The sequence below is a fragment of the Lysinibacillus irui genome, from assembly GCF_028877475.1.
GTDB classification, from domain to species: domain Bacteria; phylum Bacillota; class Bacilli; order Bacillales_A; family Planococcaceae; genus Lysinibacillus; species Lysinibacillus irui.
The window spans coordinates 2,624,856-2,642,984 of sequence record NZ_CP113527.1; the positions used below are offsets into that span (position 1 = coordinate 2,624,856).

General features: G+C 38.4%; 18 protein-coding genes. 4 read left to right on the forward strand and 14 right to left on the reverse strand.

What is annotated here, in order from left to right; translation table 11 throughout:
- Positions 1-364: 364 nt before the first annotated feature.
- Together OU989_RS13270 and OU989_RS13275 are read right to left on the reverse strand one after the other, a co-directional pair.
- Complete coding sequence (locus OU989_RS13270; RefSeq protein ID WP_274793513.1) at positions 365-1,687, reverse strand: D-arabinono-1,4-lactone oxidase; 1,323 nt, start codon at positions 1,685-1,687, stop codon at positions 365-367.
- Positions 1,675-2,853 carry an amino acid deaminase/aldolase gene (locus OU989_RS13275; protein ID WP_274793514.1) on the reverse strand — a complete coding sequence of 393 codons (1,179 nt, stop codon included), beginning with the start codon at positions 2,851-2,853 and terminating at the stop codon, positions 1,675-1,677. The genes OU989_RS13270 and OU989_RS13275 overlap by 13 nt, the downstream gene beginning before the upstream one ends.
- Before the next feature lie 840 nt (positions 2,854-3,693).
- Between OU989_RS13275 and OU989_RS13280 the strand changes: the two genes are divergently transcribed.
- A complete protein-coding gene (locus OU989_RS13280; protein WP_274793515.1) occupies positions 3,694-3,951 on the forward strand; it encodes a GlsB/YeaQ/YmgE family stress response membrane protein in 258 nt (85 codons plus the stop codon).
- Positions 3,952-3,989: 38 nt separating this feature from the next.
- Here OU989_RS13280 and OU989_RS13285 read toward each other — a convergent pair whose 3' ends face one another.
- Entirely contained in the window at positions 3,990-4,685 is a 696-nt protein-coding gene (locus OU989_RS13285; RefSeq protein WP_274793516.1) for a lytic transglycosylase domain-containing protein, read from the reverse strand.
- 192 nt (positions 4,686-4,877) lie between these two features.
- Here OU989_RS13285 and mscL point away from each other — a divergent pair, with 192 nt between their 5' ends.
- The 3 genes from mscL to OU989_RS13300 all read left to right on the forward strand — a co-directional run bounded on the left by mscL (position 4,878) and on the right by OU989_RS13300 (position 7,876).
- The gene (mscL, locus tag OU989_RS13290; RefSeq protein ID WP_274793517.1) at positions 4,878-5,267 is read left to right on the forward strand and encodes a large conductance mechanosensitive channel protein MscL; all 390 of its coding nucleotides are present in this window, start codon (positions 4,878-4,880) and stop codon (positions 5,265-5,267) included.
- Positions 5,268-5,596: 329 nt separating this feature from the next.
- The gene (locus OU989_RS13295; protein WP_274793518.1) at positions 5,597-6,712 is read left to right on the forward strand and encodes a methionine biosynthesis PLP-dependent protein; all 1,116 of its coding nucleotides are present in this window, start codon (positions 5,597-5,599) and stop codon (positions 6,710-6,712) included.
- Between the two features lie 3 nt (positions 6,713-6,715).
- Entirely contained in the window at positions 6,716-7,876 is a 1,161-nt protein-coding gene (locus OU989_RS13300; RefSeq protein WP_274793519.1) for an aminotransferase class I/II-fold pyridoxal phosphate-dependent enzyme, read from the forward strand.
- 54 nt (positions 7,877-7,930) lie between these two features.
- Here the strand turns inward: OU989_RS13300 and OU989_RS13305 are convergent, their stop codons facing one another.
- The 11 genes from OU989_RS13305 to OU989_RS13355 form a co-directional block, all read right to left on the reverse strand.
- Positions 7,931-8,359, reverse strand: coding sequence for an NUDIX hydrolase (locus OU989_RS13305; RefSeq protein ID WP_274793520.1), 429 nt, complete (start codon positions 8,357-8,359; stop codon positions 7,931-7,933).
- 525 nt (positions 8,360-8,884) lie between these two features.
- Positions 8,885-11,212: a M13-type metalloendopeptidase gene (locus tag OU989_RS13310; RefSeq protein WP_274793521.1), complete on the reverse strand. Its 2,328-nt coding sequence runs from the start codon at positions 11,210-11,212 to the stop codon at positions 8,885-8,887.
- Between the two features lie 381 nt (positions 11,213-11,593).
- Positions 11,594-11,932, reverse strand: coding sequence for a cupin domain-containing protein (locus OU989_RS13315; RefSeq protein ID WP_274793522.1), 339 nt, complete (start codon positions 11,930-11,932; stop codon positions 11,594-11,596).
- Between the two features lie 21 nt (positions 11,933-11,953).
- Complete coding sequence (locus OU989_RS13320; protein WP_274793523.1) at positions 11,954-12,487, reverse strand: hypothetical protein; 534 nt, start codon at positions 12,485-12,487, stop codon at positions 11,954-11,956.
- 108 nt (positions 12,488-12,595) lie between these two features.
- Entirely contained in the window at positions 12,596-12,748 is a 153-nt protein-coding gene (locus OU989_RS13325) for a YpzG family protein (RefSeq protein ID WP_274793524.1), read from the reverse strand.
- 510 nt (positions 12,749-13,258) lie between these two features.
- Positions 13,259-13,573 (reverse strand): DUF3784 domain-containing protein, encoded by a 315-nt coding sequence (locus OU989_RS13330; protein ID WP_274793525.1) that lies wholly within the window; start codon positions 13,571-13,573, stop codon positions 13,259-13,261.
- Positions 13,574-13,584: 11 nt separating this feature from the next.
- Entirely contained in the window at positions 13,585-14,868 is a 1,284-nt protein-coding gene (locus OU989_RS13335) for an alpha/beta hydrolase (protein WP_274793526.1), read from the reverse strand.
- Positions 14,869-14,881: 13 nt separating this feature from the next.
- Positions 14,882-15,961: a DUF1648 domain-containing protein gene (locus tag OU989_RS13340; protein ID WP_274793527.1), complete on the reverse strand. Its 1,080-nt coding sequence runs from the start codon at positions 15,959-15,961 to the stop codon at positions 14,882-14,884.
- Between the two features lie 7 nt (positions 15,962-15,968).
- Positions 15,969-16,346, reverse strand: a complete 378-nt coding sequence (locus OU989_RS13345) for a GntR family transcriptional regulator (RefSeq protein ID WP_274793528.1) — start codon at positions 16,344-16,346, stop codon at positions 15,969-15,971.
- A 186-nt stretch (positions 16,347-16,532) separates the two neighbouring features.
- Complete coding sequence (locus OU989_RS13350; protein ID WP_274793529.1) at positions 16,533-17,348, reverse strand: hypothetical protein; 816 nt, start codon at positions 17,346-17,348, stop codon at positions 16,533-16,535.
- Positions 17,349-17,717: 369 nt separating this feature from the next.
- The gene (locus OU989_RS13355; protein WP_274793530.1) at positions 17,718-18,122 is read right to left on the reverse strand and encodes a carboxymuconolactone decarboxylase family protein; all 405 of its coding nucleotides are present in this window, start codon (positions 18,120-18,122) and stop codon (positions 17,718-17,720) included.
- Positions 18,123-18,129 lie beyond the last annotated feature (7 nt).

Here is an 18,129-nt window from a genome sequence, read left to right on the forward strand (position 1 = left end):
CCCCTCATTGCTTTCCATACTTTGTTCGTCACTATAATCAAAATGTTCTGTCTCTTTTGTTTTTATTTATAGATTAACAGCTTTCTAGTCGATCACTGCTGTAACGAACGTGTTAAATTGTTGTTATCATAGTACGAAAAAAAGGTCTCGTCAACACTATTTTTTGAATTGTTTAAACAATTCAAAAAATCTGTCAAAATTGAAATCGTTTACATGCTGATTAAGCATAAGTTTTATCTCGCTTTGATAAAAATTTTGACATTTCGTTCAAATTTAAATTTTTCTGATAAAAACAAAAATGAATAAATAATAGACCTACCAAATACTAGGACAAGGTGGAATCATATAAAAATAGAGAGAGCGCTTACAATAGAAACAGTTTTTTTAAGTATCCTGTAAAAAATACTTGATCTGGATCATACTGCTGCCGAACCGTTAAAAACTTTTCGATCTCCGGATATAACTCATACACTTTTTGTGCTGTTAAATGATGTTGTTTTCCCCAATGAGGACGACCTTCATATTTTTGCATCAATGTATGCACCCATTTAAAATAAGGCTCCTCCGACATCCCTTTATACATATGAAAAGCTATAAAGGCTGACTCACGCCCCTGCGTAGGACTTAAAAAACCTGCTTCACCCGCAGTTGTTCGACACTCTAATGGAAAATGTACATCAAAAAGGCCTTTTTTAAAGGTTGCATGAATTTCTTCTAAACAGGCTTCAAAGTGAGATAACGGGATGGCATATTCACTCTCTTGAAACTTTACACTACGAGGTGAAGGATAAATTTCATAGCTTATTCCTACTTTTTCACTTTCCACGACATTAGCAGCAGCTATTTTACTCATCGTACCACTAAACGAAGGTTTCCATTTACATAGCTCTGACATAGCAAAGAAAGCACCATTTTCTACTATTTGAAGTTTTAGAGTTTCAATTCTCTTATTCCATTCACTTTGATAGATAGGCGCTACAGCATTCATTCGCTTTACTTGAATCGTCTCACTGCCAGGGAAATAAAACCACTCTACATGTCGATGTAGACGAATATCCTCAGCAAATGTAGTAAGTCCATTGCTCAATGTCTCTCTTGCCCCCACATAATGTAAGCCATATAGTGGCATTACCTTGACCGTAACTTTGACAAGAATACCAAGCATACCTAATGATACATGAAGGGCTTCGGATACATCGTCCATCCCTCTCCTGTGCTCATGATAAGTACCCTTTCCATCTACAAAGCCCCATGCCATAACTGCAGATGACAATGAACCTAGTGTAACACCTGTACCATGTGTGCCGGTCGATACTGCCCCTGCAATCGTTTGCTCCTGAATATCCCCCATATTGATTAAAGCAAAGCCATGTTTTGCCAGCATTGGACCCATTTCATAGAGATAGGTTCCAGCCCACAAAGTTGCCTCCTGCCTTTCCTCATTTACAGCAATTAATCCACGCATATTATGTAGGGAAATAGCTATATGCTCCGGCATTGCCACAGCGCTAAATGAATGAGCTGCACCTGTGACACGAATCGATTTTCCTGTTTCGCGTGCTTGTTTTACAATAGTTGAAACTTCTTCAATAGAATGTGGTGCATACATTTCGCTTGGATATGAAATAACATTCCCTGCCCAGTTAGTCCATTTTTCTCCATTTCGCCATTTTTCTATAGAAAACATTGGCCATCCCCCCTGTAAGTTGTGTAACGCCCGATATACTTGTCCCCTCGAATACCATGTAGCACTTGGAAACGCTCACAAAGCTCTCCTGCTTTGGCATGTCGAAAATAAATTGTATCGCCAATATTGACCGTTTTTCCTTTGACCTTAATAGGTGTTTGCACCTCACCGGCTCCCTCTAAGGTAAGATATGCGAATGTGGTAGGTTCATAGAATACTGGCAAGCGGTCCATGTTTACTGCACCTGAAGCCGTATAGCCCCCTCCGTGACAAACAACGATATTTTTTTCAGGCTTTCTCGTCACCCTTAAAGCAAATCCAGCTGCTTTTTCTAGCTGTAAATGAGTAAATTGATCGAATAGTCCAGGAGCGTAAAATGCAGATCCTACAGTAATTTCTGTCACTTCTTTTTGCTTGGCGGTGTAAGACATACTCCCAGAGCCACCACCATTAACAAAGCGTAGGTTTGGAAAATACGCTTTAATATGGGCAATAGCTAGTCGACGGAATTGTGTAACTTGTTTTTTGGCCTGCACTTGCATGGCGTCTATGACCCTACCTTTTAAAGCATTTGCAGGACGATTACCAACCCCTGCAATTTGGGCCTCATAGCCCATCGCTCCAACAACTTCTAGGAAAGGATTTTTTTGAATAGCTTGTAAGAAAGGAGTTAACGTCTCAAGCGAATATAATGAGGAACGCTTTGTTCCAAAATACAATACTTTAAAATCATTCGACACATTGATATCGATACAGATTTGTACACGTACATCTATTTCTTCCCCTAACCTCGCCAATAATTGGACATGTTCCTGTCGATCAACCATAAAAGTAACCGTTTTTCCTTCTTTGACGAAATGCAACAAGCGGCGAATAGACGCTTCCTCCATTACCGGATAGCCTAGTAATACATCATCAAATTGCTGCTGAAGTAAGAAAATCGTCTCGGCAGCCGTGAACGTCATAAATCCTACAACCTGTGCGAGGTTTTTTTGAACATACCGGAGCACGTCGACAGAACGAATCGATTTTGTCGCAATGCGAATTTGTTTCTCGCCACAGGCATCTTGTACAATTTGGATATTTTTATCCAGCGCATCTAAGTCCAACCATGCAAAAGGTCTCTCCACATCAATGAATGCTTGATCTAATCTTAGCGTCATCATACCCCTCCCCTATATGTCTATGTATTTGACATTTGGCAGAAAAATCCCTCTTTTCAGTTATTTGGTCAAAATAAAAACAACCGTGAGCTGCAAATAATTTACACGACACGGTTGTTTTAGAATGAGACAAACATTTTATTCACCTTTCTATTTAATTGTTACGTTGTGTATAAGAAATCGGCTGCAAGATTTAGTAAAACTAACAAATGCAAACCAGCGATAAGAAAACCTTGACGATTCAAACGTTTCATGACAGCCATATTCATAAATAACACGCTCCTTTTCCTACATTATAATCGTTTTAAACAAAATTTTCAAACTATTCAAAAAGTGATGATTTTCCCATTTTTCCTTTCACTAAAATGAAAAATGATTAGGTAACTATGAATAATAGCCTATAACAAATACGGAAAATGAACATGCATATAGGTGATAGGTAATTGAAATTCTGCATCAACAAAAATGTGGGTTGTCGCGAATGAACAGGCTGTTTTTGCAAATAATTTAGTTAGATGGTTGATTTTATACTACTTACAATGGGGAGTTGGCGTAGATTGTAGATACTGGTACAAATTTCATTTGTGAACATACTATAGAAGTAAGCGATTCATTCGATGTATGGACCATATAGAAGTATTGTATTTAATGTGGACATTTTCACAATAAATTATGCAGAAGGTTTGGCTGTCATCCCTCCAGCCAACGCAAATTAGGCATCATACCCCAGCCTAATTTAAAGCATGTAATAATTACTAAACAAGATCAATGCGTTTAATCTACTCTATTCAGGGTATAACTAAGTAATCGCCATTATATCTTAATTTTAAGGAGATGAAAATAATGATTAGTTTCATTTGGTATTTAATCATCGGAGGAATTCTTGGATGGTTAGCTGGCGTAATTTTAGGTAAGGATGTACCTGGTGGCATCATTGGGAATATTATTGCAGGTATTGTTGGTTCTTGGATTGGTAGTATGGTTTTAGGGAACTGGGGTTGGAAAGTAAGTGATTTCTACGTATTCCCAGCACTAATTGGTGCTATCGTGCTGATCTTTATCGTCAGCCTTATTCTAAAAGGTATGCGTAAAGCAACTTAAATATGTAATAAAGAGCCATCCAATGTGATGGCTCTTTATTATTCATTATTTATAAGAACAGCCGCTTTGAGATCATCATGATAATCATCATATAATTTGTAGTAATACAACACATCTTCTACATATTCTTTGCTATGGTTGTATTCAAAAACAGCGTTCTTAATATTCCCTTTTGCAGCACCGTATTTAGATAAGTAATTAGCTGCGCTAAATACCGCATCCTCTATATCATATGGGTCAGCTATGCCATCTCCATTTGCATCTACGCCAAATCCTCCATATTTTGCAATGGTTTCTGGGTTCATTAATTCTGCCTTCGTGATATTACCTTTACCTAGCCCTGAACAAGTGGGATGCTTCCAACCAACGAATGTGCAAGGCATGAATTGCAAATGGCCTTCTGCTCCTGCTGACGAAACCATCGTTTTTATAGTAGAAAAACGTGTTTCAATTCGATGGTGTGCTGCAAGTAATGTCCATGGTACACCATATTTCTCCTCAGCCGCTACATATATAGGTATGTATTTCTCTGGAATATTCATATCGAAATGTTGTTGAATTTCTTCAATCGCCTTTTGTTGCGCGAGTTTTTCGAAAATCGGTAGTGTTTGAAGTTCCTTCCACGCAAAAAATGTCAGGACATAAACAGTTATCGCTATAGGAATTAATAATGCTATCATGCCCAATTTTGTGGCTGATGATAACATCGGTTTGTTATTCTTTTTCTTTGCCATAAGTCACACCTAATCTAGTATTCTTCATCCATTTTACCAAATTTTACGATATAGGTAGTAAATCTTTTGAAATTATGTACTTTATTAAACAAGATTACTATTTTCACTACGAAAGCGGTTGAAAGGTTTGGGAAAAATATAGTAAAATACAGATTGATTAATTTTATGGATAATAATAGGGAGGAATTTATTTTGTGGAAAGACTTTAAAGAATTTGCGATGAAAGGCAATATTGTCGATCTAGCAGTTGCAGTTGTTATTGGTGGTGCTTTCGGTAAAATTGTTACCTCCTTAGTTGAAAATATCATTATGCCATTAGTTGGTGTTTTAACAGGTGGTATTGATTTAACAAAGAGCTTTGTCTTTGGCTCAGGTGAAGCCCAAGTCAATTTAGGTGTATTTCTACAATCAATCATTGATTTTTTAATCATTGCATTTGCTATTTTTATGGCCTTACGAATCATGACGAAACTCACTCGTAAAAAAGAGGAAGCTGTTGTTGAAGAACCAGCTCCTGAACTGGATGCTAAAGAAGAGCTCCTCAAAGAAATTCGCGACTTGCTAAAAAAAGAACAAGCCTAACATAAGGGTCAAAAGCATCTGTCACATTGAGGCAGATGCTTTTATTTTGAGCTTCTATGTTGAAATTTACTTCTTTTGGTGGTCACTGCTTCCTTTCATAGTATTACCACTTCATAGTATTACCACTCTCCCTTCGTTTTATTTGACGTCATCACATTCTATACCCTACTATTCCTACTTGATTAACAATAAATAATCTAGCTAATTTTCTGAAATCACCCTTGTTCTTCTTGGGTATCCATGTTAAATTGGTAACAATTATTGAGAATACTATTAAATTGAAAGCGAAATTTGTCGCTTTTAATAATATTGGAGAAAAGAGTGACGTCATGACATTAAACAGAAGTATTGAAACAAAACTTGTACAACTAGGAAATTTAAGTGATCCGGCAACAGGTGCTGTGAGTCCACCAATTCATTTATCAACTGCTTATAAACATGGAGGAATTGGAGAATCTACTGGCTTTGACTATACTCGTACAAAGAATCCAACACGTGCTCTTTTAGAAGCAGGGATTGCAGATTTAGAAGGTGGCGACATGGGCTTTGCCTGTAGCTCTGGGATGGCTGCCATTCAACTAGTCCTATCCATATTTAAACCAGGCGATGAATTAGTGGTGCCAGATGATTTATATGGCGGTACATATAGACTTTTTAACTTCTTCCAAGAAACTTATAATATCAAAGCTGTCTATTCAAAATTTGAATCACTTGAGCAAGTGGAAGCATTAATTAATGAAAATACACGTGCATTATTTATTGAAACACCGACAAATCCCCTTATGCAGGAATTTGATTTACAAGTGTATGCAGAATTAGCACATAAGCACGGAGCTTTATTAATTGTCGATAATACCTTCTATACTCCTTACTTCCAACGTCCGATCGAATTAGGGGCAGACATAGTAGTACATTCTGCTACGAAATATATCGGTGGACATAATGATGTCTTAGCTGGTCTAGTAGTAGCGAAAGGCGCAGAATTAGCAGAACGTATTGGTTTTATTCATAATGGCAGTGGAATGGTGTTAGGGGCGATGGATTCATGGCTGCTTATTCGCGGCTTAAAAACAATGCATCTTCGATTAAAACAACATGATGTGAATGCGAAAGCAATTGCTGCTTATTTAGAGGAAGAGGAATTAGTGACAGATGTACTTTATACAGGAAAAGGTGGTATGTTGTCATTCCGTTTGCAAAAGCCTGAATGGATTGATCCATTCCTTCGTAACTTAAAGTTAATTACATTTGCTGAAAGTCTAGGTGGTGTCGAAAGCTTTATTACGTATCCGGCTACACAAACACATGCCGATATGCCTTATGAAGAACGTGTTGAACGCGGCGTTTGTGATCGTTTATTACGCTTCTCTGTTGGTATTGAGGAAGCAGAAGATTTAATTGCAGACTTACGTCAAGTGTTCGATATCCTTAGAAAAGAGGCATAAAAAATGAAGCAACATATTGAAACTAGTCTCATTCACGCAGGGGTTCGCGATGGCTATGCGAATCAAAAAGGGGCCGTCAACGTTCCTATGTATCTATCATCTACGTTCCACCAAGAAAGTATTGATGAGTTTGGCGAATATGACTATGCACGCTCTGGCAACCCTACGAGAGATGCGTTAGAAAAAGCTATTGCCGAGCTGGAAGGTGGCGTTCGTGCTCATGCGTTCTCTTCTGGAATTGCGGCCGTATCAGCAGCACTCATGTTGTTATCACAAGGTGACCATATCGTCGTGACGGAGGATGTATATGGAGGTACGTATCGTTTTGTAACGAAAGTGTTACCACGTTTTGGCATTTCCCATAGTTTTGTGGATTTTACAGATATAGCTGCAGTTGAGGCAGCGATAACCCCTGCTACAAAACTATTATATATGGAGACACCATCGAACCCAACATTAGGTATTACCGACATTCGTGGTGTAGTGGCACTTGCGAAGCAACATCAATGTCTTACATTTTTAGATAATACTTTTATGACCCCATTACACCAGCGGCCATTAGAACTTGGTGTTGATGTAGTCATTCATAGTGCAACAAAGTTTTTATCTGGCCATTCTGATATCATTGCTGGCTTAACAGTCACAGCTGATGAAAAGCTAGGACAAGAGCTATATTTTATCCAAAATTCATTCGGAAATATTTTAGGTGTACAGGATTCTTTCACACTATTACAAAATATTAAAACAACCGATGTACGCTTTAGTCGTTCTGCTGAATCTGCTCAAAAAATTGCAGAATTTTTAGCTAGTAACCCACTGGTGGAACAAGTCTACTATCCTGGACTTGCCTCACACCCAGGATATGCCATTCATCAGCAACAATGTACAAGTGCTGGAGCTGTATTATCTTTCCGTCTACCAAGTTATGCAGCTGCAAAAGCATTAGTCGAAGCGATGACAATTCCTGTTTTTGCAGTCTCACTTGGGGGAGTGGAATCAATTCTTTCCTACCCAGCAAAGATGAGTCATGCTGCTATGGAGCCTGAGGAGCGTGCAAAACGTGGGATTACAGATGGCCTTTTACGTTTTTCTGTAGGGCTTGAGCATGTAGAGGATTTAATTGCTGATTTCACACAAGCTTTGGAGATTGCTGCACGAGCATAATTGAAGAAACATGAAAACCGCGCCTAGTATGACGCGGTTTTTATTATTGAACGCTCAATTTTCCACCTTGGCTAATAAACGATATAAATAATCCCCATGCCCCTTCGCCAACAATGCATCTTGCTCTACCGAAATCCAATAAAAAGAAAATAGTAAGTCTCCTTCGTTCAATCCCGTTGGATGATGCTGCCAAGAATCTGGTGATTCATTCGTGGTTAAATGGTAAAAATATCGTTTCTGTAAAATACCTGACGGATGATTAAAGTAATCCTGTGCAATGAGTCCCTGGACGACAAGCGATGTGAGACCTGTCTCCTCCAACATTTCACGCTTCACTGCCTCTAATGGTGTTTCACCTTCCTCAACTGTACCTTTTGGAACTTGAATACCTGCCCCTATGGTATTTTGTTCAAATACGAGTACTTGTATTTGTTCCTCACGTTCTCTCGTAATATAGCCAAATGCTTTTTCAACTACTTGCATGAAAGTAATCCCCCTCTACTGATTGGATATTACAATAAAGATAAAAATTGGATTTTCAGGTGAAAAGTGTTGACACTTATTATACGATAGATACACGAAAATGACATTACTTTTGTACAGAATTTCCTAGTAAAAGTTGGTTTTAAATATATGAAGGTAACGCAGCTCCTGAAACTTAAATAGTTTATTATTATCTTTTTGAGACACTAGCGTTTTAATAAACATATCATATGGTAAAAGCCTGATGCTCGTGAAGAAATGGCGATGATATTGTGCAGACTTCTCAACAAGTTAAAAGTGTTTTGCGCAATATTATCAGTCGCCAGAGTTATACTTAATAAGATAAAGATTTTAGTTGAGATATCTTTTTCTTAAAATAACTGGCCCTCGTAGGATTAGCGATTCAGGAAAAAAGACAGAATTTAATCAACAAGCTTTGTCGATTAAATCTGTCTTTTTGATGTTTTTGAATATACAGCCTTACATTAAATGGTCTTCTTAGTCAGCTATCGATATAATTAAATTTTACCAGATAGAAACTCGGTCCTCCGGGGCTACATACATGCCATCTCCCGCCTTAATTCCATAGGTATCATAGAATTGCTGGAAGTTTACAATCGTACGGTTTACTCGAATTTTATTGGCTGAATGTACATCGTTTTTGCTCAGAACCGCTGCAAATTCTTTTGTAGTTGTGGATTTCCACATTTCTGCATTACTTTCGAAATAGGCTTTATAATCAGGATTACTCATTTGAGAGACAACTTGTAGTGAAGCAGCCATCCCACCTAAATCAGCGACATTCTCGCTTAGTGTCAGCTGCCCGTCGTTCAATACTCCTGGAATAATCTCAATAGCATTATAAAACTCAATCAATTTCTGATTTTTATCTTTGAATTTCTCAAAGTCCTCATCTGTCCACCAGTTATTTGCATTTCCATGTTCGTCGTAGGCAGATCCGTTGTTATCAAAAGCATGGCTTATTTCATGACCAATAACCATGCCAATAGCACCATAGTTTTCTTCAGGTTTAGCGTTAATATCATAGAAAGGAGCTTGCAGAATACCAGCAGGGAATGTAATTTCGTTATTAAGAGCATTGTAGAAAGCATTTACAGTGTATACGCTCGTTACCCATTCTGATCTATCCACCGGTTTTCCTAGCTTAGCTTTCGTGTTCTCAATGTATGCTTTGTTTACTGCAAAGGTATTAGAGAACAGTGAACCGCCTTCGTCATAAGTCTTGATCGCTACGTTATCTAATGTCGCATCCCACTTATCTGGGTAACCGATTTTAACGATCATAGTATCCAGCTTTTTAATAGCTTTCGCTTTTGTTGTTTCAGACATCCAATCAAGAGATTTAATTCTCTCTTCATACGTAGTAATTAACTTCTCTACCATCTGCTCAACATCTTTTTTAGCATTTGGTGAAAAATGTTTCTCGGCAAACATTTGCTCCAAATATCCGCTCATTGTACTCGTTGTTAGGGCTACAGCGTTTTCCTGTTCTGTTTTTTCTCCTGTAACTCCATATAACGTTGCAGCAAACTCATTAGCAGCGTCCCCAAATTCATCTGATAGTAAACTGCCTGTTGCCATAAGTAATTGCACTTTCGAGTAAGCTTTAAGCACATGAAGGTTCGTATCATTCAAGACTTCCGCACCTTTTTCCGCCAGCTTTAAATCGAATACGATTACTTTATCAGCACTGTCGACCTTCATAGATGTCAAGACTTGCTTCATATCTACAGTTTTAAACATGTCATCGAATTGTTGAATTGTATATGGATTATAATATTTATTAACATCGCCTTGTTCATGAGGATCGAGCGACACAGAAGCTAAGCTTTTTTCCATTTCGTAAACTTGCTCAGCAAGTGCTTTCGCTGTAGACTCTTCCTCGCCAGATACTACAAGAAGTTTTGTCATATATTCAATATAGGCATTTTTTGCATTTGCATCTTCCGTAACAAAACTGTTCTTATCCAAACCAGTTGCTAATCCGGCGTAATACAATGCATTTTCACTGCTGTTCTTTGCATCGTTCATGATGGCAAAGCCGAAAAGTGAGCTTAGTCCTAATTCTTTTTCTTGAGCAAGATCTGCTTGAACAAGTTCATCAAGAGTTTTAGCTTCGTTAATTGCCTTTACATATTTTTGGATGGGCTCAATCCCCTGCTTATTTCTATTTTTTGTATCTAACGCTGTCGAATAGAAGTCGGCAATTTTTTGTTCCTTAGTGCCTTCTGCAAATTCTTTACCAGAGAGCGCGTTTATTATTTCTTCAATTTTATCGGTATTTTCCTTTTGAAGCTCAGGGAAACCACCACCCATGATTTCTCCTACCGGAATTGTTGATTTATTTAACCATTCTTTATTGATTGCTTCATAAAAATCATCATTTAAATGTGAGCCTTTAAGTGACCATATTCTAGCGATGATGTTTTGGAATTCAGCAATCGTAATCGTGTCATTTGCACCTAAGGTACCGTCAGCGTTACCCGTCAGGACGCCTGCTTTTGTCAGTTTATCGATATCTTTTTTTGCCCATGCAGGTACATCTGTAAACTCAATGTCAAATGTTCCACTGCGAAGGTCATTGCCAACTGGCTCTGGCAATTCACCGAATGCTCTGCTCAACATGACTAATGCTTCCACTTTCTTAGCTGGCTCATTCTCTCTTAAATCTCCGTTTTTAGAGCCTTGTATTACAGTTGCTTTGTTAATTCCTGGTTGATAAGCATCTGCTGCTGTCAACAAGGTTGTAACGATATCTCCTCTTGTCGCTACTGGCGATGTTTCATCGGCATACACCGATACGCTAACGGATAGGACCATTATTATGGTCATGAGTAAAGATAAAAACTTCTTTTTCATCGTCGTGCTCCTCTAGTGTATTTTGTATAAATAAAGATAAATAGGTAGAATTTAGAGTTTCTACCATCCGTCTATTGTAGTTGATTTTCTTTAGTTTGAAAATATGTAAGTGGCATTTTCATTTTAAGCGGGATAATCTAGTCCGTTTTTTCGCGAAGGTAACTCATCAATAAGGTCGCTTTTTTAGTTAGCACAGTTAAGTACTGCTTTAAATAAAAAACGATGATCAATTTTCTACGATTAGAAAATTGGCCTTTATAAAGCACAGTGCATTTACTTAATACACCAAGCCTATAATAGACTTGCACCATCTATTGCTCTCTCTTAAGCTTTTTATACGAACAAATTCAATCTTTATGTAAGATGTAGATGCTCTGCCTGGATTACAAGTGCTGTTAATCCTGTCATACTGCCTGATTCGTGCGCTTGTCCTTGTTGCCAAAGTACACCCTCTCCTGTTTTTATAACCATCTTTTCTCCATCTTCACCGCAAACCCAACCTTCACCCTGAACAACAATAAATAGCTGTGGAATGGGGGCTTCATGCATACCTACGACACCGCCTGGTTCAATATAGATCAAGCCAATACTGGTAGGTTCTTCTGTTTTCATGATCTTTCGATAAAAAGCATCCACTGAATTATAATGGATGATTTCATTAGCTACTTCTTGTGTGAATTGTATTCGTTTCATTCATTCTTCGTTCCTTTCCTATTAGGCTAATTCTTCTTGCGCAAATGCTAGTAGTGTGCCAACCTCTTTCTTGACATAAAAAGCAAAAGCATCATAACCATTGCATTTGATTGTTTCCCAGTCTGCTGTTTGTCCACTGATGAGGAGCACATTTCCATGGTCATCTGAACGATAGTCATCAACCTCTTCATCATAGTCAATATTATAGAAAAATGAGACGACTATTTCAGTGGCCGGCATATTATATTTCTTTAACGGACGATTAACACGTTGATCTTCTGTATATTCATCGCAGAATAGCGCATTATAGCCATGTAGGGTCGCATCAAACAGTAATATCTCCTCCGTTGTTTCAGAATCTTTAGCGACGATTCTAGCATGTTCGCCAGTGATGAAAGGCAATGGTTCGTCTTCAATCGTTAATAAATCACCGTAAAACCAAATTTCAAACTGTCGATTGCCTGTACTAGAATGAAGCTGAAACTGGGTTTCAACATCTTCTTGTTGGATGTTTTCTGCAAATGACTGTAAATATGTAGGAATAGAAATATTCAAAGCTTAATCCTCCTTTTTATATAATAATACATGCCACTTTCTATTTTTATCCATAAAAAAAACCCAGAATTTTTTCTGGGCTTGATGACACTTACTTTTCTAGCATGATTAAAACTGACGGGCCTTTGCTTCACTTCGCAACAGGCGGTTATGGAGGGTAATCTCCGTTTCACCATTTACTTGCGATTTGGAATGCTTAATCCTTGACCAGTTGCGGTGGATTTTTTGAGATTTTGGATCTAAATTTTCGAACCTACTCATTTTTCATCCTCCTCATCATTATAGATTTCATAAGTGAATCTTTGTTATTATGAGCTACCTGGATGAATTTATACAAATTTTCATGGATGAAAACGCTACTCACTTTTTTTCATGAAGGAGATGGAGATTACAGTGATGACTACCACTTATAAAAGAGACGATGATGATCATTAAGTGAAAGAACATCATTTTAAAAAACACAACAAGATCAAAATAATGCTGTTGATTTCTATTATTGGCGGACGCTTTCCACGATCGGGGTCGAGTTGCTTCCCTCTTTGCTCTCAGTCCTGGATCTCGACTTTCCCGCTTTACCTCTGGAGTCGCCGTCCTGCGTTCCAATCTCCTTCTACTTAAAGAACTCCATATTCGTATGTTAATAAAAAGTAAACTTTCAAGGTGATTCATCACGAAAGAAATAAGATTGTAGACTAACTCGAAATTCATTGAGTTGGTCTACAGTCTGAAGAGCACCGGAAAATGTACATTATAGTCTTGTCATTGCACGATTTATCTTTTGAAACGATTGCCGGTATTCACAAAAATCATTAAGAAAATCGTTAGGGCTATGAAAAGAATAAATCCTATACTAAATAACCACTGTGTATGGAATACTTCATCCAGAATCCACAAGAGAACGCAAAAACAATAACCATACATCATTTTCCCCATAAATTTTGCTAGTGCTTTTTCGTCATATTGTTTTTTATCTTCTTGTGGCAACGTATTAAAGCCGGCAATTAAAAATGCTCCTTTACCTTGTGATAAAACGATGGCAAAGATGAGAAATGGCAACATGATTATTAAATAGACAAGAACTCCCATAGTCAATCAACCTACTTTTTCGTTTGTATAAATTGCTCTATCGCTGGTAGTAATTCTTCATGTAACGGCAATGAAGGGTCTGCATAGGTTGCTAAGTTTTTGGCACGATCGACTGGTGCCTTTTTCAGCACATGATTCATGCCCTCCATATAAAGCAGCTGTGCCTCTGGTTTGCGATTCTTTAATGCCTCCGCATCGGCTTCTTTCACTTGTAAATCGGTTGTTCCTTGGACTAATAATACACGACTTTTCACTTTGGCAAGCTCATCGGCAGGATGATACTTTAACAAGGAAATAAGGAAAGGCTGTACAGATGGTCGGAAGAGTGCTTGAAGCTCTGGCGAAACATTTTTCACTTGCTCACCTTGTTTTAACGATTTCAAAATGTCTGTCGATTCGTTGAATAGCTTTGGCGGTAACTGACCTTTTATTTGCTCTAATAGCACCTCATCCAATGGTCTTCCCGCTCCCGCAATCGAGACAAAGGACTCTACATCTGTTTTTTGGGCTGCTAGCAAACCAATGAGCGAACCTTCGCTATGTCCAATAACGTGAATACTTGAGTAAGCTTCATCAGCTTGTAATGCTTGGATAATTTGTACTGCATCATCTAAGTATTGATCGAACGTGCTATCCTCTTCCTTTGTTAAAAGTGCTTGATTATCACCAAGTCCACGCTTATCATAGCGCACTGTCGCAATGCCCTCTTGCGCTAACCCTTCAGCAAGCATTTTCAAGCTATTATTTTTACCAGCTAAAGCTGAATTTCCATCCTTATCTGTTGGTCCAGAACCAGCAATAATAAGTGCCACTGGCGTTGGAGATGCGCTAGCCTTTTGCAATGCTACGGTTAAGTTACCATCTTCAACAGGAATCTTTATTGTTTCGTACGTAACGGGTTGCTCTTTATAAGCTTTTAAGATTAATGGGAATTTGGCACCGTTTTGTTGGAATGTAGCCTCTATTTGCTCATTTTTTAATGTTCCATTTATAGCAATCACAGAGCCGTTTAAATGAATGGACACTGTTACTTTATCGCCTGTATAGCTCACGCTTTTAAATGGAAAGTTCGATAAGCCTTGCGCTGGGACAGATAATGTGCCAGCTTCCTTTTGTAAATCAACGATAATCGGTAGTGGTCCATTAGGTGTTTCAATATTTCCTTCCCATTTTCCAATAAACTGTTCACTCATGGCACGTTCCCCTTTTGTTTCTTGATTTTCAGCTGTCGCCTCTTTTTGCCCACAAGCCCCTAAGAGTAACAGCGTACAGCATAACAATAACCATTTTTTCATCTAATCTTCCTCTCTATATAAAAATCACCAATAAAATTGGCAATAATGTTATACCAATTAAGAAGTAGCTCCACTTGTTGGCAAAATTAACGGTCCAGCCAATTCCGTATTTTTTTTGCACTAATAGGGATGGATCATTTTTGTTGCAATAAAATATGCCCCATTTCCAGTATTGATCATCTGCTACAGCTGTTTCATTTGTATGTATTTCATCAAATCGCTCATTACTTGTACTGAACTTCCAAATTAGTAATAGCAAGCCCCCTAACGTAACGACATTAAAAACAAGAAAAAGTGGGAAAAAGTATGGGGCTGTTTGGTCATGTAAAATCACAGTTGTATAGTGTAAAACAACAAAAAGAATTGTCATACTAAAATTTATCGCAGCTAAATACCAGCTTCCATATTTACGATGAGCTAGCTCACGATGAATGGATGCTTCTTTAGCTTGTGCACTCAATTGTATTTTGGCACTTTTCATGCCCCGCCCCAGAATGAAAAAGCTGATTTGTATCGCTAATAATAGAAGCGGCATACTGATGACAGAGATCCATGATTTTTCCGTCCAGCCGTCTACCTTGCCTGCTGCATTCCAATGCGTCGCAAAAACATCTGGAATGGCCTCATAATTCATGTACGTAAAAGTGATGAGTGCTACTGTCATAATGATTGGTAAGCTAAAAAATACAGGCGATAGTGTTTCATCTTTTTGGCGAATAGATAAATCTGTAACGTAGACCATTTTTATGTGTGCTTCCCACTGCTCCTGTGCCTTTAATTTTTTCGTTCTGACATGGTAATTCATGTAAAGGCCAGATGAAAGAAGGAGCATAACATACAAGAAAATAAAGGAAATTAAAACCATCTTATCCTCTTTTATGGGTGAAAAGTATATGCCGATTTGTCCGAGTAAAAATAGACCTGTAAGAGCACCTATTATTTGGCTATACTTTTTCTTCCAAAGCAGTAATTGAGGATGCATGACATAGGGTTCTGGTATGGAAACACCAAAGACTATCGATTTTCTTGATAAGTGTGGTGTCATGGCTTCCAAAATCCCGACGATGATAAAGATGCCTACTATTATAAGCATACTACCCCTACTTCCATTGTTTTAAAATTCGTTGGAACAAATTTGTCATTTGTTCTTTTTCGAGCCCACGAGCAAAAGCTTCCGCCATAATAGGCTTTAAAGCATTTTCTACTTTTTCCACCTCTGTTTCCTCAAGCTCCCGCTTTTGACCACCAATAATTACAGCTTTTGCCTTTGGTTTTAATTCAATTAAACCCTTATCTTCAAGCTCATGATAGCTCTTACTCACCGTGCTTACATTGACTCCTAAATCCGTAGCCATGGCACGTACAGATGGTAATGTATCACCGTTTTTTAACTCACCTGTAGCAATCATTTCAATCAATTGATTGGCTAATTGTTTATAAAGCTGCAATTCACTGCTTGGATCTAACCGTATTTGCATGTCACCCCTCCAATCTGTATTGTTAACAACCAAACAGAATCTGTTATATCTAGGGTAATACAGATTTGATTATATGTCAAATGAAGGGATTTATTTTGGTGATGGCTATCTTGTATTGGAATTTTTACTCTTAAGGGTGGCGCCCTTACATATAGTGAGCGCTTTTGCCTCTACTTGGAGCGGATTCTACTGCTGTATGAGCGCTTCTGTTTTCTTTATGGGAAGGTCTTCACTTTTTTTGATTACTTTCGCTTCGTTTTCGAGCGGAGGCACACTCTTTATGATCACTTTCACCTCCTTTTCGAGCGGGTACACACACTTTATGATCACTTTCGCTTCCTTTTCGAGCGGGGGCACACTCTTTATGATCACTTTCACCTCCTTTTCGAGCGGGGGCACACTCTTTATGATCACTTTCACCTCCTTTTCGAGCGGGTTCACACACTTTATGATCACTTTCACCTCCTTTTCGAGCGGGTTCACACACTTTATGATCACTTCCACTTCCTTTTCGAGCGGCAACACACTCTTTATGATCACTTCCACCTCCTTTTCGAGCGGCTTCATACTCTTTATGATCAGTTTCACCTCCTTTTCGAGCGGCAACACACTCTTTATGATCACTTCCACCTCCTTTTCGAGCGGGGGCACACTCTTTATGATCACTTCCATCATCTTTTCGAGCGGGTTCACACACTTTATGATCACTTCCACTTCCTTTTCGAGCGGCAACACACTCTTTATGATCACTTCCACCTCCTTTTCGAGCGGGTTCACACTCTTTATGATCACTTCCACTTCCTTTTCGAGCGGGTTCACACTCTTTATGATCACTTCCACTTCCTTTTCGAGCGGCAACACACTCTTTATGATCACTTCCACCTCCTTTTCGAGCGGATACACACTTTTTATGATCACTTCCACCTCCTTTTCGAGCGGGGGCACACTCTTTATGATCACTTCCACCTCCTTTTCGAGCGGCTTCACACTTTTTATGATCACTTCCACCTCCTTTCAGAGCGGATTCCCCCCTTTTTTGATCATTTCCAAACACTTATGCGGTGGTTTCTCCCCAAATATCTTCTAACACCCTTGTTTCCTCAAACTAAACTAAAAAAGGACCCAGAAATAATTCTGGATCCATGGACACTTATTGCCTCTATTTGATTTTTAACTGGTATAGTTTACGCTTCTTCTTAATCTATAGCAAAACAGAATAGTTCTGTTTCACCTTTAGGCTTAAGATTTATGAAGCTTCAACCGTTGACAGTTGTGGCGGACTTTCCTGAGATTCTTGGTCTTTGGGTGTTTGACAATTACTCATTCTGCATCCTCCCCATCATCTTAGATTAATAAGTGTTTCCTCTTTTATTATGAGTCTTTGCTTTTGCTTTTATGCATGATTTTTTCTGCAAAAACTTGTTGTGCGATTGTTAAAGCATTTTGTACCTTTGGAAAGCCAATGTAGGGTACTAATTGTAAAAGTGCCTCGACCAATTCTGTTTGTGTTAAGCCAGCATGTAAACCTCGCTGGATATGTGTTTTTGTTTGTGGTGTGGCACCTTGTGTGACAACTGCAGTAATAACAACAAGTGCCCGACTTTTCACATCCAGGCCTGGTCGTGAATAGACATCACCATAAGCAAATTCAATAATCATTTTGCGTAAATCGGGTGCAACATCGGCTAAGGCATCAGATTCAATCATCCTTGCTGCTTCTTCCTCTGTGACATATTGTTTGATTGTTTCGAGCCCCTTTGTCAAACGGTCATTCATTGTCTTA